Here is a 14,678-nt window from a genome sequence, read left to right as displayed (position 1 = left end):
TTAGTGCGCCGGGCAGAAATGGCAACGGGTACACTAAAAAGGTGCAGTTATGTGCCGATAAAAAAGAAAGTGTGAGCAGGATTCAAAATTGCAGTTGATAGATTACGTTTATTAATTGTAATGGTATTCTGAGTTAATTACATTGGTGTTGGTTTCTATCGCAGTTCATTAAAGGCGCTGATTCAAATAATAAAAATAACCATTGCCCTGGAGTGAAAATGAACGACTTCACGAGTGGTAGTGTGACCTTACTTCATGCTGATAGCAGTTTTATTAAAGAACTGATGCAGTTTTGTAGCACTGACTCCGGGTTGTATTCACCCTGGGTGATGGTGCTGGACCGTGAATGCTCCCCTGTTACCGCGCCAGGCACAGCGCAATTGTCCCGTTACCATATTATTTCCGGTGAAAAACACACGGTCTGGCAGCAAGTCTTGTCCGGGCAGACTCTGCGAGAAGGTATTTACTGCCTGAAAGCGTTGGCCGGGTTTTACGGCCAGTTTCCAGAGCTGGAAGCTGCGGGAATGTGTACGCACCTGAGCGTGCCCATTATATTGCGGGATGGCACGCTCTATGGCTCGGTTAACACAGTCAGCAAGCAGCAAAAAGAAGATTGCCAGGCAACGGTAACGCGCCTTGTCTCACTGGCAAAAATCATTGCCCGTTACGCCGAAGAACTGTTGGTTATCGAACAGCTTAAAGAAGATAATTACCAGTTGGCATTACACTCCTACACAGATCCACTGACTCAACTGCCGAACCGGCGGGCAATATTCGACCGGTTGCCTGCCTTGTTTTCACTGGCAAAGCGTATCAATCGCGCGGTACTGATTAGTTATATCGATCTCGATGAATTCAAAAAAGTGAACGATGAACTGGGCCATGATATTGGGGACGCACTACTGCAAGATATTGGGCAGCGGTTGCAACATATTGTGCGCGAAGAAGATATTGTTGGCCGGATAGGCGGCGATGAGTTTTTGCTTGCCTGCCTGGGGCCGGAAAAAAGAAGCGACCAAAAAATGGCGCTCTGCACTATTAAAGACAGGATCCATACCACATTGCGCGGGCAGTATACCTTTGGCAATTTGTGTTTATGGTATGAGGGTGCAAGTGCGGGTGTGGTTTGTATCTATCCTGAAACATGTTCTGTGGACAATGCTGTAAAACTTGCTGATACCGCGATGTATAAAGAGAAAAAAGAACGTCGTCAGGGTGCCGCTAAAAAGAACGGTTAACGTTATGGGCACGGGCTAAGCTACCAAACCGCCTGCGTGGCTTCTGGCTACCACTTCCCTTTCTGGCACCACTTATCTGCGCCATCTTATTCACACACCACCGCAAAGTGACCCGGCACACCTCCTGGGGGATAATGCCGGGGCTGGCTGTAGCGCATGGCTTAAGGCCAGGCAACCCAGGCCCCTACATCGTGAGCTGCCAGGTAATAGTGCTCTATGGCCAGTTGTTGCATCAGCCCATGAATTTTCTCAGCCAAAGACTGTGTATCGTAGCCAAACTGAGGTTTGTCGGAATCGCCCTGGCCGGGGACAGCTTAGCCATTCAGCAGGCTTTACCGGTAATTGAAACATACTCAATCAGGCAGGTGCTTGTGGGAGAAACCGCCAGTGCGGCAAGTGCCATGAAAATCTGTGTCAACTATATGACGATGGCTCAACTCGCCATGCTGGGGGAGGTTTTTACTTTTGCAGAGAAAATGCAGCTCGATAATTCTTTAGTGCTGAATATCGTGGAATTGTTCTTTTCAGGGAATGAAGCAATTAAAGAGTACGCCGGAAAAATCGCCAAAAGAAATTTTGATACTGCAGGTTTCGAGCTGGCTGCTGGCTTAAAGGATGCCTGTATTTTTGAAAAAGCGTTTAATTCCTGCGATGTAATCCCGTCGGCAATTCTTGGCGCAAAGCACAACCTGGTAACCGCACAACATATTGGGCTGGGTAAAAAAGACTGGAGTGCATTAACTGAAATATCCAGAATGATGGCCGGTTTATAAGCCAGGTACAGGTGCCAGTCGTGGATACCGGCACTGTAATTGCGGCAGGCACCGGGTTATACCTGTTTTCAGTAAAACTCGTCTTTGTGCTGGTACCTGTATTCTTGTGTGATGCCGGTATACCCATAGGATGCCGCTTTGCAATCAATAACATGTACGTTGGATTGTGGGTGTAAGTTACCCATCGCCTGTTCCATTGCGTTGTAGATTGCTTTTTGGTATGCGGCTTTCTGGTCTTTGCTACAGGTTTCATCTACCACTGTGACTTCAAGTCTGAACGAGTTTTTTCCCCATTCAGCCAGGCTTTTGCCGTCGATAAACCAGTCGTCATCAGCAACATGCCTGACTATCACCATAGTCTCAAAGCTATTTTTCTTTAATATGTCGCATGTGATTTGGGTGGCTAAAGCAACACAGGTTTTGGTTAACTGTGGGTTCTTTTCACCCGATAATGTAAGGGTTATTCCAGGCATCACGTATCCTTAATTCAATGATTACCAAAAGATATTGCCACAGTAGTTGGCTATATAAGAACGGGATATTGTGCATAATCGAAAATAAGCACCCTGTTAATTGTGATTGTGGGGCGGGCGTAGCAGCACTTTATTTTGCCGTTTATTGGCGTGGCCGGTTCTGTTTTGCCTTGCACGGTATTCGATAATGCAGGGGAATGTAGCCCGCCGAAACGTTACACTGACTCTGTTCTGCCACCGCAATGCTGGGAAATGATGAAAAATAAAATTCTGGTAAGTGCCTGCCTGATGGGTTTTAAAGTTCGTTATAACGCAAGTGAGAAAGCACAGATGGCAGAGCAACTTGCTCTCTGGCAACAGGAGCAACGCCTGGTTATTCACTGCCCTGAATTGTCTGCGGGGTTGCCTGTACCTCGCTCACCGGCAGAAATTCTCTCGGCTGGCGGCGGCACCGGTGTAATGCACGGGCAGGGCAGAATCATTGAAAAGACCGGGAAGGATGTGACTGCGCATTATCAACTTGCAGCCTGGCTGGCCTTGCGGGCGGCACAGGAGTCTGGTTGCACCGCTGCGTTATTAACAGACGGCAGCCCAACATGCGGCAGCCAGTTTATTTATGACGGTTCTTTTCGCGGGCTTCGCCAACCTGGCATGGGCGTTGCGGCAGCGTTACTCACTGAGCAGGGTATCGCTGTTTTTTCCGACACCCAGTTTGCAGAACTGGTGGACTGGATTGCGGAAAAAGAAAATCCTGAATTTCCTTTGTGAAGGAAATTCAGATCGCTTTCAGCATGAGTTACTTCAGGCAATCAATATATTTCTGCCCAGAAAATTGGACAATATCATCTGCATGTTCGGTTATTTCTCGCCCTTCAAATGCACCATATATCTGTGAGTATTTAACAATGCTCAGGCGGTTCATTATGCCTCTGACCGTTTCTGCAGGTAATGGTAAGAGGTTAGGGTAACTCCACATGAATGATACGTTCTTTCCCCCCGGTGTTACCTGAACAATATCCCCTGAAAACAGGATCCCGTCTCCCTGATCCCAGTGGAGAACACTACCGCCAGAGAAATGTCCCCCAAGATGAATCAAACGAACATCAGGAGCTAATTGTAGTGAATCCCCATCCCAGAAAGTAATGTACGGGCTGCCGCGCATTACCCACTGCTGGTCACTGGAGTGAAGATAAACTGGCGCGTTAAACTCTGCAGCCCACTCCTGCATTGTGGTGTAGAAATGCGGATGTGATATAGCGATAGCTTTCAGTCCACCCAGTGAAGAAATAAGTGTTTTTGTGGCGTCATCAAGTACGGCTATACAATCCCAGAGAATATTACCATTAGCCGTTTTTAGGATGAATGCACGCTGATTAATTGCAAATTCAGGAACTGTTGTAATGCTAAATATATTGTCTTTAAACTGCTTCCACTTATTTGTATGTGTGGCAATCAGGGTTGGCCATTCAACCCATTGCTGGCCAGCTACAGGCACATACTGGCGCTCATCAGCACAGATTTCACAACATTCCAACGGGGCGTCGAGAAACGCATAAGAAGTACCGCAAGCCTTGCATAAAGTAATCATTGTGCTGAATGCTCCCATATTGAACCCGGCTTCAAATAAGCGGCCCGATCTGAAAATTTTCCACTGACTTCATCTGTTACTTGCCTGCCTAATACTCACATTTTGGTCACCGTGGTTAGCATGGCAGATTGCCAGTCAGGCATGTGCTGTTTTGTGCTTATATATTCCGTAATATATTGAGGGAAAATACCCAGGTTAAGTAACCGCGCTTTGTAACTGACGAGGCATGGAGGGATTTTTTTAGATGACAATTGTCTACTTTGTATCAAGCGCTGAAACGCTAAGTTAGAGTGGGTTATTGACCAAGTGAAAATAAAGGAAGTGTATGAAAATTAAGATCTGTGATGTGTCTGATATTCCGCAACTGGCAAGGGTTTTTGTCGAAATGGAGTCGTATTACTTCGGGAATGAGGCTGCCAGCTATGACGAAATGCTCTCTTATCTGACTCACCGAGTTTTCTCTGCTTATTCGGGTGTGACTGTACTGGGAGCATGGCTAGACGGGACACTCGTCGGATTTGCTACATTCACTCTAATGTTCCCGGCACCGAAGTGCTCTGGGCAAGCGTATATGAAAGATCTTTTTACCTCAGCAGCAGTGAGAGGTCAGGGCGTAGGTAAGTCACTTATGCGATTTATAGCTGCTTTTGCCATAGAACATGGTTGCACAAGATTCGACTGGACGGCCGAAACCACCAACCCCAAAGCAGCCGAATTTTACTTATCACTCGGGGCGTCTCTGGTAGAAGAAAAACAGTACTTCCGGTTAGAAAGTCAGCGTTTAGCGACATTTGCTATGCAGAATGAATAACCCTGAAGCCCATTGTGGCTGAGGGATTCCATCCATTGCTACACCAAAATGCTCTGTTCAATATAAGGAAATGTGCCGCGATGAGTGATCAAATTACCTTACGACAGACACTGGTGGTGAAAAACAGCACCGAACGGATTCAGGACTTCATTACTACGAATCCTGATTCTGTTGTACCTCAGGCCATATGATAGCTTGTGCAACAATCACATCCTGCCCATTAAACGTCGCGGCGGGTGAACCATACAGTTGATAACCAAGCGCCAGCGCTTCTGAAATCCGATGACAAAATTTAGCGTCATCCTTACCTGTCAGGAGACGATAACGAGGAAGACCATCCGGAGGTTCATGGCCCTTATTTTTTATTTCTGGGTTGATCATGGTAGTGCTCATCTTCAAGTTGAGCCTTATAGGCTCTGTCGTTACTCTTATCTTTACAAAACCATAAAATATCATAATGGTCAATCAGGACCATGCGTCCGGAGAGTGCTTCCGGGCCCGGACGACCCTGTGTGTCAGGCGCGGATGTTACAAACATCTGAATATGCTGATCTGCTCAGAGCTGGTTATTACCGTTCAAGTATTAGGGTTGAGGTATTAAGATTTAGAAGGAATTCATTTTTTCGAATATAGCTAGCTTAATAATTGAGTTAGTCCATGTGTTGAGTAATAATTATGTATTAAACAGACATCATTGCTTGAAGCTCATCCTTAATAAAATGTTTAAAATCCGGAGGTGGTACCATGATAGAACTACCTGCATCATTGAGTTTAGATAAGATAGATTCCTTCATCAGAAGGGTAAAGATGGCAGATGATGACCAAGCTTTGCTCCTTCCTTTGGGTAAGAGAAATTCTGCTTTTGGAGGGATAGCCACTGCTGTACAGTCTATTAATACTTGGGCGAACTTAAGCCTGAATAGAAAACTGATTTTAAAAGAGTCATCTATTAAGGGTGCTGACTATTTTATAGACTTGATCAATACCCCGCATAAATTTACCGCTGCAATGATGTCGAAAGAAATTTCATTTTATAGCTCTCCTGATATAAGTATAAGACGTGATATAAATATACTTGCCAAAGAGGCAATTGAGTCTCAATCAGACAACCTTTTTGGGCAACAACATGGAAGACTCTGCTGGTATTCGTTTGTTGATCACAGCACAAAAGGATTCGATCGCAACTTTTATAACAATTCACCTTTTGTTCATTCCAAGCCAAAATCCTATGAAGAAATAAGAAACATAATAAGCGCAATGGTTTTGAAATCATCAACTGTTGCAGGAGGGGCTATATCTCTTAAAGAGGATAGTATTGACGATCTTGGAAGAATATTTTATGAGTTATTTGTTAACACACACGAGCATGGCAGTCGTGCTCAAAATAGATATAAGTGGATAAAACCAGGTAACAGGTTAATTTATACGTATGGAATAAACTTGTCTGATGAAGCAATAAATAATTACCTACTAAATGATAAAGTTCTTTCTGAATACATTTCCAGTCTTAAGAGAACCAACGTTTCTTCACGAAGGTTCATTGAAATAAGCATTATTGATTCTGGTTTAGGATATTGTGGCCGATGGTTGGCGGACCACTCTGATGCTGGCTTAACTCTAGACGTTGATGATGAATATAAGATAATTAAGAAATGCCTGAGGTTTAGAAGTTCATCTACAAATAATGATATAAAAGGGAATGGTTTGCCTTCAGTTATGGCATCATTAACCAAACTGCATGGTTTCATGAAAATAAGAAGTAACAGAGTCTCTATCTATAGAGATTTCAATACTAGCCCATATTGTTTTGAAGAAAGTGATGATTGTAAATTTTTAGACTGGTCAACTAAAAGCTATTGTGATGAGAATATAACTGAACATTCTGAAGTTAGCGGAGTTTCAATAACAATCCTTGTGCCCCTTATCGATAAAAATAACCCCAAGGATGAATAAAATGAGTGATATTTTACTTTTCAGATTTAATAAAATCAGCACTAAACTCTCACCAATAATGGCAATTTTCTGCATTTCATCACTAGATTTGCATCAACTAATCAAAGAAATAAAAGAAGATATAAGCAAAAATTTAGTACCCAATGAAGTATTAATTTTTGGCTTTGGAGTAGATGAAACACAGAAATCACGCTTACTAAATGATCAACTTTTTAACCAAGAGTTCGAGTCTTACATCGGCACAGCATCAAGTAAAATAAAATTTTTAAACGTTAGCAATGACGGTAACATCACTGATATAACGACGAAAGAAAAATATAGTTATCAGCATGAACTTCTCCAGACTGGAGCAAATGAAATCTTTAAGAAACGTAAGGGTGTAATAACCTCTACTTCAACGTATCATTTTAGTAAACCTTCAGGTGATCATTGTGATAAATTCATAAGGGCATCAAATTTGTTTACCTCAAGCGTTGAGGTGACTTTTTTAGCTATTGGGTTATTAAGCTCTATATCTTCAGCTTTAAAAAGAGTGTATGTAGACACTTCATCTATCTCATTTTTAGTTAGTACAGCACTACACTTGTCGAAAAAATTCCCTTCCAGCATTCCAGTAATTGAGAGCTTCGAGTCATATTCATTATTAAGTCAGCAGTTTAACTTTATCCGAGATGAAAATCAGTTAGTTATAATTTCGGCCACAACCAGCGGTGGGCTCGCTCGCACACTTGAAATAAAGAAAAAAATACCGCAGAAAAATATAAAAACACTTTTCTATTCTTCACTAGGTGAAAATCAAACTGGACTATATAACATCCTCGATGCTTTGGGAGGTGAAATATATTCAGAGTCACACGACAAATGTAATCTCTGTGCTAACGGGTCAAAAGTGATCAGACTTGAAGGTGAGCAGTTTTTGCCTGAAACGCCTAAACATGATTTACTCATGATAAAGAAAATAGATTTCAAAGCAGAAAGACAAAACTTTTTTAGAGAATTTGCAGCGAAAAAAATTCTAAATATTAATGCCATAACTCAAGAAAGCAATGACGAGTTTTACGACATCGACATCCCTACTTTATTGAAGGATAAACCTGATCTTCTTATTTCTGATATACGAAAAAAAATTAATAAGTTTTTTTCTCGTGACATTAACACAATCATTCATTTAGACGACGAAGGTTCAGAGCTTTTAGCATTAAAGGTCAAGGATATTATTAATGATGATGAATTAAAAATATTAAATTTCGGCAAGATGAAGGAATCCGATTATAGCAGTCTGTCATCTGTTTTTGTTGTAGCAGGAGCAATAACAACGGGCAGAAAGCTATTATCCGTCTCCAGAAAACTTAGATGTCTTGATAAGTCATCTTCAATTTCATATCTTGTCGTATTTTCAAAATTACAAAACTCAGCTAGTCTTGAGCAGCTAAGAAAAGACTTAAGCATGGGGGGGCATGAACTTATAGTTCTCAGGAACTGTTTCTTACCAAGGATCAGTGACAAGTCAAAAAGCCATTGGGATCTTGAGCATGAAAAACTTTCTCAGTTTAATAATGATAATCCTTTTGATGATTATTACAATCAACAAGAAATCCCTGACGATTTACTATCGAGATTAGCTTTACTTGAATCGCCCATAAGTCCTAATGAACTGTTCTTGAAAGATAGCAAAGGGAATTCTCTGAAGATCCGGGAAACATTTGTTTTTTGGGATAAACTGGCTATTGCAATAGAAGATTCTTCTCAAGCAGATGTTTTTTGGACTATTCAAACACTGCTTCATGATTTAAGAATGAATGATGGAAAGGGTTTATCCACAATTTATCACTACACACTTTTGAGCCCCATTTGCTTTGACCGATACAATGATGGCGTTATACAAGCATGCCTATTACGGTCAGCGTACTCTTCAGAGCTAAATTATGCTATTGATGAAAATTACAGTCAGCAAATGTGCGATATAATATGTTCGGTTGTCAGAAATTATGACAATGAACAAGGTGAAGGTTGCCTTGAGTTCTTAATGTCGATCTGGATCAAACACCTAAGAATAATTGACCGTCATCTGCAGGAAATTCTATCGTTAGAAAATCCAAGCATGCCTGACTCAGTTAAATTCTTATTGCACCAGATTAAACATGATTTATTTTTAAGTGAGTAGCTAGCATATTGAAGGTTGGTAATCCAACCTTCAATCCGCCCCTTGACCAACTCCCCTATGACTTAGGACACCCAAATGTAAGTATGCATTCCAACCTTCCGCTCATCGCCCAAAGCGGACCTTCAGCTCAGTCAGCTCGTCCGCCCCATGCCAACACCAGACATTAACAATGCAACGCGCATGACTTCCACCAAATAACAACTGGTGATGTCGCCAGTTCACTTATTGCACCTGATATGGTGCAACCCCTGCACCAAAACCGTTCAGGCTTCCACCGCAGCTTGCTGTTTACGAAAAATCTCTCCCCAGTAAAACCCTCTTTGCCCGTTATTTGTCTTTATATCTTTCTGTTTAAAAATCAATTCCCTTATTACGGGAATTTATTTCCTCAAACCTGGCACAACCCCTGCAATATTCCCTGCAAGCGTTACAAAACAGGTTAATAAACGGATGGATGCAATACAGAGCAAAGTTGAATCTGCTGACCAGACTCCAACCTCTGAAAGAGTACTGATGGTGCTCAGGATGGTTGCTGAATATGGCCGCCCCGTCAGCGCCAGTGAACTTGTTCATGCCTCTGGTTTAAACAAAAGCACAATGTACCGGCTGTTAGCCTCGTTACGCCGTTGGGGATTTGTGATGGAGTCAGATGCGCTGTATGCGCCGGGCCCTGCCTGCCTGCAAATGGCACTTAACTTTGATGCCGTCACGCTGCTTTCCCTGCATGCGAATGACGCGATGATTGATTTGCGAGACACCACGCAGGAAACCGTTGCAGTGACTGTCGTTATGCAGCAAGAAGCGGTGTGCATCAGCATGTTAGAACCCCGGCAATCCTTACGCTGTTCGTTCGAAAAGGGGCGCAGTTTACCGCTGTATCGAGGGGCAACAGCAAAATGCCTTTTGGCGCATTTGCCTTTACCTGCCAGGCAGCATATTGCGAAAACCCACATCAGCAACATGTTCGAACGTGAAGTCTATGAGAACGAGTTACTCAAGATTGTTCAGCAGGGCTATGCCTGCACAGAAAGCGAAGTGGATGACGGTGTATGGGGCGTAAGTGTTCCTGTGCTTTCACCCAATCAACAACTGCTTGGGGCTTTAACGCTAATGGCCCCCATTATTCGTACTCAGAACAAGCACCAGCGTCTTATCGAAGAAACGCTGAATGCAGCCAAACGTATTCAAGCCAGTTTGAATGCGACATTTACGCAGGCATCACCTGCTTTTCATCATCAATCTTAATTTCAGGAAGTGAGCCCATGCCTTCATTCAAACACACAGTTAAACATGCACTGCTGTCACTTAGCTTACTGAGCATTTCTGCAGCAGCCCTCGCTGCCGGGGCACCCATCAAAGCGGTGACCGATGCCACATTCCCACCGATGGAGTTTACTGAAAACCAGAAAATGACGGGGTTTGATATTGAACTGACAGAAGCCATTGCGCACAAGCTTGGCCGTTCAGTGCAATGGACCAACGTTGATTTTAAAGGGCTGATCCCCAGCCTGACCGCGGGCCGTGCAGATATTGCTGTCTCTGCAATTTACATCACGCCCGAACGCCAGAAAGTAGTTAATTTCACTAAGCCATACATGGCTGGTGGCCTGGTAACACTGGTTAAAGAAGGCAATAACACCATTAAAAGTGCAGATGACTTGAAAGGTAAAAAAGTTAGCGTACAGACAGGCACCAAATCTGTCGAATGGCTGCATACCCATATTCCAGAAGCGCAAACTGTTGAAGTTGAAAAGAACCAGCAAATGTTCAACCTGGTGAGTATTGGCCGGGTGGATGCAGCGGTAACAGGTAAACCTGCTGCATTCCAGTACGCCCGCACGCGTGGTGGCGTGAAAGTTTTACCGGGTTCCCTGACCAGTGAAGAATACGGAATTGCTGTGCGTAAAGATGAAACCAGCCTGGTTGCAGATATTAACAACGCGTTAGATCAACTGAAGGCAGACGGCACCTATAAACAACTGGTCGATAAGTGGTTCCCGGTTTCAGCGAAGTAATTCACTGGCAAAAACACAGGATTAACGATGAGTTTAGATCTTGATTTCGCGCCAGTGTTTGCCAGCAGCAATGCGCTGCTGGCAGGTACAGTGGTGACTATTGAAATTACCCTTTGTGCCCTGGTTCTGAGCTGTATTCTGGGTTTGATAATTGGTGTTGCCAGAATTAACCCACAGCGAAAAGTTGTCTATGGTATTGCCAGCGCTTACGTTGCGGTGATCCGTGGTACACCATTATTAGTGCAGCTGTTTATTTGGTATTACGGGCTACCTCGAGTCGGGGTCATGCTGCCGTCATTTTTTTGTGGCGTGATTGGGCTCGGTCTTTATTCCGCTTCTTATGTTTCCGAAATTGTACGCGGCGCCATTACCTCCATTGACCGGGGCCAGAATGAAGCGGCACGGTCGTTGGGAATGTCATCAAAACAGGCAATGATGAAAATCATTCTTCCCCAGGCGGTGGTACGCATGTTACCGCCGTTGGGGAATGAATTTATTGCGTTAATTAAAAACTCTGCGCTGGTTTCGTTAATTACCATTCACGATGTAATGCAGCAGGGTAATACCATCATCAGTAATACCTACCGCGACCTTGAAACCTACCTGGTTATTGCAGTGATTTATTTTGTACTGACCAGCATTACCGTGACGGCATTACGCTACTTTGAAAAACGGCATCACCAGAGAGGGGAGCAGTAATGTCGAATCACAACGCCAACCCACAACCTCAAATCAGTATTCGCGACCTGCACAAGCGGTTTGGTGACAATGTGGTGCTGAACGGAATTGATTTCGATGTGTTCAGCGGCCAGGTGATTGTCATTATTGGGCCAAGTGGCTCGGGTAAAAGTACTTTCCTGCGTTGCTGTAACGGGCTTGAATTGCCAGAGCGCGGCAATATTACCTTGTGCGGAACACCTTTAATCACGAATGGTAAGCCACTGCCAGAAAAGCAGTTAAACGAACTGCGCAAAGAAGTTGGCATGGTGTTCCAGTCATTTAACCTGTTTCCTCATTTGTCTGTTCTGGAAAACCTGTGTGTTGCGCCAGTGATGTTGCGCAAAATTGATAAAGCAACAGCGCAGAAGCAGGCAATGAAGTTGCTGGATAAAGTGGGGCTGACAGCAAAGGCGCAAGCCATGCCGGGCAACCTTTCCGGCGGGCAAAAACAACGTGTCGCCATCAGCCGCGCTCTGGCTATGTCGCCCAGTGTCATGCTGTTTGATGAACCCACCTCGGCACTTGATCCTGAATTGGTTGGCGAGGTACTGCAGGTAATGAAGATGCTTGCCAGTGAAGGTATGACCATGATGGTGGTAACCCATGAGATGGGATTTGCCCGTGAAGTGGCTGATGTCGTCGTGGTAATGGATGGCGGCGGTATTGTGGAAGCAGGCCCGCCTGAGCAGGTGTTTGGCGCGCCGCAAAATGAGCGCACCCGCCAATTTCTCAATGCGGTATTAACACGGCAATAGCACCAGATCGGAGATGAATTACGTATGAGCACCAGGCAGATTTTTGCCCGCCATGCCTGGCTTGAACAAGGCTGGCAGCGGGATGTACTGATTTCATGGAATAACCAGGGGTTTATTACGGCAGTCGAGCCCAACTCAATGCGGCCTGACAGTGCTGAGTCTGTCTGCTGGCTGCTGCCAGGAATGCCGAACCTTCATTCTCATGCTTTTCAGCACATTTTTTCTGGCATGACTGAATACCGCCAGAACCCGGCAGACAGCTTCTGGAGTTGGCGGAAATTAATGTATGCCTTTGCTCAGCAAATCACGCCGGAACAACTCGAAATTATCGCCACGCAGCTTTATAACGAGATGCTGGCTGGCGGATATACCTCTGTTTGTGAATTCCATTACGTCCACCACCAGCCTGGCGGTGAACCCTATCATGATGCTGTTGCGATGAGCGCCGCACTGGTTCGTGCCGCTCAGCGCACTGGCATTGGCATGACATTGCTGCCGGTGCTCTACCAGGCCAGTGGTTTTGGTAGTTTGCCGCCAGAAGCGCATCAGTACCGTTTCACCCACGATAAGCCATCTTTCCTGGCCTTTTGGGACCAGTTATTCAGTTTGTGCCAGGCGGCGGGCGTAAAACTGGGGCTGGCACCGCACTCATTACGTGCAATCAACCCTGATGATTTGCAGGCGGTGTTGTCACATATTTTTGCGGCCGATGCCACTGCACCTGTTCATATCCACGTTGCTGAACAACAAAAAGAGGTTGATGACTGCCTTGCCTGGAGCGGGAAACGCCCGGTACAGTGGTTGCTGGATAATTTTGATGTGGATTCTCGCTGGTGCCTGATTCATGCCACCCATATGGATGAACAGGAATACAGCGAAGCGGCGGCGACTGGGGCAGTTATTGGTTTATGCCCAACGACAGAAGCGAACCTTGGCGATGGCATTTTTGATTATCGCCAGTGGCAAACGCACCGCGGCCATTGGGGGATTGGTTCAGACAGCCACATTGCCGTGAATGCGGCAGAGGAGTTACTGCAACTGGAGTATTCACAGCGGCTTGTGCATCAGCAGCGCAATATCTGTTGCAGTGATAACGAACCCGATGTCGCCAGTTATCTTTATCGCCACGCGTTGCAGGGCGGGGCACAGGCTTCTGGCCGGCTCGTTTCAGGTATTCAGCCAGGCATGCTCGCTGATTTTATTGAACTGGATGCAGACAATCCTGCACTGGCGGGGCTTTCGCCAGACTATATTCTTGCGGCCCATATTTTTGCCAGTTCACGGCAATCTGCCATCAGGCGGGTATGGACCAGGGGAATACAGCGTTACCAGGCGGCAGGCACACCCGTGTTGGCTCAACAAGCTGATATCGCTGCTATTCGCCAAACTGTTCTTGCAACCTGCACGTCAGAATAAAGGGCGCAATGGTGACTCAGCGTGCTGTGAAAGATAAGCGGTATGTTTATCGGTTCCACTTAATCCATTAACGGAGAACGGGCATTTCAGCTAAAGCACTACAACAGATTGGGAGATGTTATTTGCCACTCAGTACAGAAAAAGCTTCACGAAGAAGGGCATTTATTGCAGACACCACTGCACTGGTTCTCTTCTTTACCACCACTGGTATTCTCAATGAACGCTTTATCGCTGGAATGACCTGGGACCAGGTATTCCATGCGCGCCTTATCGGTGCGGTGCTGATGATTCCGGTTGCCCGGCCCTACGGTATTTGGCGTGACTGGGTAATGAAGTATGCGGGGCCTGGGCGTTTTTCAAGATTGCTGTGGGACAGCCTGGCACTGATGACTTTCCAGGTTCCGCTCTATGCGGTAATTATTGCATTCAGTGGTGCATCGGGAAGTGGGCTGGTAAAGGGCACGCTTGGCGCAGCGCTGATGATGCTTTGCCTGGGGCGCCCTTATGGTGCTTTTCTTAACGGGATCCGCAGGCTGTTCTCTCTTCCTCCTGGTGGCGAAAAGCCGATGTCATTGAATGAGTGAATCACTGGTCTGTGCTGTTGTAACGACGGGAATGACCCGTTTTCTCGGGCTCGGAAAAGTTGACTGCAACTGCGCAACAATACGTATCCGTCCGTGATAAGGCGAGGTTTAAGACAGTACGTTAAACGTCATACAAGGCCTGCATGCTGGTACGCATTACCCTCACTGTTTTGTGATCTTTATGTAGC

15 protein-coding genes and 1 pseudogene are annotated in these 14,678 nt (G+C 45.1%); 12 read left to right on the top strand and 4 right to left on the bottom strand.

Features of this window, described 5'->3' with window-relative positions:
* Positions 1–218 precede the first annotated feature (218 nt).
* Positions 219–1,238, top strand: coding sequence for a GGDEF domain-containing protein (locus DT73_RS17855; RefSeq protein ID WP_051691452.1), 1,020 nt, complete (start codon positions 219–221; stop codon positions 1,236–1,238).
* Between the two features lie 164 nt (positions 1,239–1,402).
* Here DT73_RS17855 and DT73_RS26840 read toward each other — a convergent pair.
* Positions 1,403–1,549 (bottom strand): annotated as a pseudogene (locus DT73_RS26840) (alpha/beta fold hydrolase); the annotation flags it as partial.
* On the opposite strand from DT73_RS26840, the gene DT73_RS26835 reads away from it, so the two are divergent.
* A complete protein-coding gene (locus tag DT73_RS26835) occupies positions 1,478–2,011 on the top strand; it encodes an NAD-binding protein (protein ID WP_369792639.1) in 534 nt (177 codons plus the stop codon). The pseudogene DT73_RS26840 and the gene DT73_RS26835 overlap by 72 nt on opposite strands.
* A gap of 68 nt (positions 2,012–2,079) precedes the next feature.
* Here the strand turns inward: DT73_RS26835 and DT73_RS17845 are convergent, their stop codons facing one another.
* Positions 2,080–2,484: a tautomerase family protein gene (locus DT73_RS17845; RefSeq protein ID WP_036112436.1), complete on the bottom strand. Its 405-nt coding sequence runs from the start codon at positions 2,482–2,484 to the stop codon at positions 2,080–2,082.
* Between the two features lie 255 nt (positions 2,485–2,739).
* On the opposite strand from DT73_RS17845, the gene DT73_RS17840 reads away from it, so the two are divergent.
* Positions 2,740–3,252: a DUF523 domain-containing protein gene (locus tag DT73_RS17840; protein WP_036112641.1), complete on the top strand. Its 513-nt coding sequence runs from the start codon at positions 2,740–2,742 to the stop codon at positions 3,250–3,252.
* Positions 3,253–3,280: 28 nt separating this feature from the next.
* Here the strand turns inward: DT73_RS17840 and DT73_RS17835 are convergent, their stop codons facing one another.
* Positions 3,281–4,072 (bottom strand): MBL fold metallo-hydrolase, encoded by a 792-nt coding sequence (locus tag DT73_RS17835; protein WP_036112639.1) that lies wholly within the window; start codon positions 4,070–4,072, stop codon positions 3,281–3,283.
* A gap of 325 nt (positions 4,073–4,397) precedes the next feature.
* On the opposite strand from DT73_RS17835, the gene DT73_RS17830 reads away from it, so the two are divergent.
* The gene (locus tag DT73_RS17830; protein WP_036112435.1) at positions 4,398–4,883 is read left to right on the top strand and encodes a GNAT family N-acetyltransferase; all 486 of its coding nucleotides are present in this window, start codon (positions 4,398–4,400) and stop codon (positions 4,881–4,883) included.
* Positions 4,884–5,036: 153 nt separating this feature from the next.
* On the opposite strand, the gene DT73_RS17825 is transcribed toward DT73_RS17830, so the two are convergent.
* Positions 5,037–5,264, bottom strand: coding sequence for a DUF1737 domain-containing protein (locus tag DT73_RS17825; protein ID WP_036112636.1), 228 nt, complete (start codon positions 5,262–5,264; stop codon positions 5,037–5,039).
* A gap of 363 nt (positions 5,265–5,627) precedes the next feature.
* On the opposite strand from DT73_RS17825, the gene DT73_RS17820 reads away from it, so the two are divergent.
* The 8 genes from DT73_RS17820 to alaE all read left to right on the top strand — a co-directional run bounded on the left by DT73_RS17820 (position 5,628) and on the right by alaE (position 14,490).
* Positions 5,628–6,836 carry a hypothetical protein gene (locus tag DT73_RS17820; RefSeq protein WP_036112432.1) on the top strand — a complete coding sequence of 403 codons (1,209 nt, stop codon included), beginning with the start codon at positions 5,628–5,630 and terminating at the stop codon, positions 6,834–6,836.
* A 1-nt stretch (position 6,837) separates the two neighbouring features.
* Positions 6,838–9,000 carry a hypothetical protein gene (locus DT73_RS17815; RefSeq protein WP_036112430.1) on the top strand — a complete coding sequence of 721 codons (2,163 nt, stop codon included), beginning with the start codon at positions 6,838–6,840 and terminating at the stop codon, positions 8,998–9,000.
* 450 nt (positions 9,001–9,450) lie between these two features.
* The gene (locus tag DT73_RS17810) at positions 9,451–10,245 is read left to right on the top strand and encodes an IclR family transcriptional regulator (RefSeq protein ID WP_051691450.1); all 795 of its coding nucleotides are present in this window, start codon (positions 9,451–9,453) and stop codon (positions 10,243–10,245) included.
* A gap of 17 nt (positions 10,246–10,262) precedes the next feature.
* Entirely contained in the window at positions 10,263–11,015 is a 753-nt protein-coding gene (locus DT73_RS17805; RefSeq protein WP_036112428.1) for a transporter substrate-binding domain-containing protein, read from the top strand.
* 27 nt (positions 11,016–11,042) lie between these two features.
* Entirely contained in the window at positions 11,043–11,714 is a 672-nt protein-coding gene (locus DT73_RS17800) for an amino acid ABC transporter permease (RefSeq protein WP_036112426.1), read from the top strand.
* Positions 11,714–12,490, top strand: coding sequence for an amino acid ABC transporter ATP-binding protein (locus tag DT73_RS17795; protein WP_036112424.1), 777 nt, complete (start codon positions 11,714–11,716; stop codon positions 12,488–12,490). The genes DT73_RS17800 and DT73_RS17795 overlap by 1 nt, the downstream gene beginning before the upstream one ends.
* Positions 12,491–12,514: 24 nt before the next feature.
* Positions 12,515–13,906, top strand: a complete 1,392-nt coding sequence (locus tag DT73_RS17790) for a formimidoylglutamate deiminase (protein WP_036112422.1) — start codon at positions 12,515–12,517, stop codon at positions 13,904–13,906.
* A 122-nt stretch (positions 13,907–14,028) separates the two neighbouring features.
* Positions 14,029–14,490, top strand: coding sequence for an L-alanine exporter AlaE (alaE, locus tag DT73_RS17785; protein WP_036112420.1), 462 nt, complete (start codon positions 14,029–14,031; stop codon positions 14,488–14,490).
* The last annotated feature ends 188 nt before the right edge of the window (positions 14,491–14,678 follow it).

Origin of the sequence: Mangrovibacter sp. MFB070 (assembly GCF_000705335.1) — a bacterium.
Classification (GTDB): domain Bacteria; phylum Pseudomonadota; class Gammaproteobacteria; order Enterobacterales; family Enterobacteriaceae; genus Mangrovibacter; species Mangrovibacter plantisponsor.
This window is presented reverse-complemented; position numbering and strand designations above follow the sequence as displayed.

Coding starts and splice junctions, on each gene's coding strand:
- DT73_RS17855 (WP_051691452.1), top strand. CDS start 219: ATGAACGACTTCACGAGTGGTAGTGTGACCTTACTTCATGCTGATAGC.
- DT73_RS26835 (WP_369792639.1), top strand. CDS start 1,478: ATGAATTTTCTCAGCCAAAGACTGTGTATCGTAGCCAAACTGAGGTTT.
- DT73_RS17845 (WP_036112436.1), bottom strand. CDS start 2,484: ATGCCTGGAATAACCCTTACATTATCGGGTGAAAAGAACCCACAGTTA.
- DT73_RS17840 (WP_036112641.1), top strand. CDS start 2,740: ATGAAAAATAAAATTCTGGTAAGTGCCTGCCTGATGGGTTTTAAAGTT.
- DT73_RS17835 (WP_036112639.1), bottom strand. CDS start 4,072: ATGATTACTTTATGCAAGGCTTGCGGTACTTCTTATGCGTTTCTCGAC.
- DT73_RS17830 (WP_036112435.1), top strand. CDS start 4,398: ATGAAAATTAAGATCTGTGATGTGTCTGATATTCCGCAACTGGCAAGG.
- DT73_RS17825 (WP_036112636.1), bottom strand. CDS start 5,264: ATGATCAACCCAGAAATAAAAAATAAGGGCCATGAACCTCCGGATGGT.
- DT73_RS17820 (WP_036112432.1), top strand. CDS start 5,628: ATGATAGAACTACCTGCATCATTGAGTTTAGATAAGATAGATTCCTTC.
- DT73_RS17815 (WP_036112430.1), top strand. CDS start 6,838: ATGAGTGATATTTTACTTTTCAGATTTAATAAAATCAGCACTAAACTC.
- DT73_RS17810 (WP_051691450.1), top strand. CDS start 9,451: ATGGATGCAATACAGAGCAAAGTTGAATCTGCTGACCAGACTCCAACC.
- DT73_RS17805 (WP_036112428.1), top strand. CDS start 10,263: ATGCCTTCATTCAAACACACAGTTAAACATGCACTGCTGTCACTTAGC.
- DT73_RS17800 (WP_036112426.1), top strand. CDS start 11,043: ATGAGTTTAGATCTTGATTTCGCGCCAGTGTTTGCCAGCAGCAATGCG.
- DT73_RS17795 (WP_036112424.1), top strand. CDS start 11,714: ATGTCGAATCACAACGCCAACCCACAACCTCAAATCAGTATTCGCGAC.
- DT73_RS17790 (WP_036112422.1), top strand. CDS start 12,515: ATGAGCACCAGGCAGATTTTTGCCCGCCATGCCTGGCTTGAACAAGGC.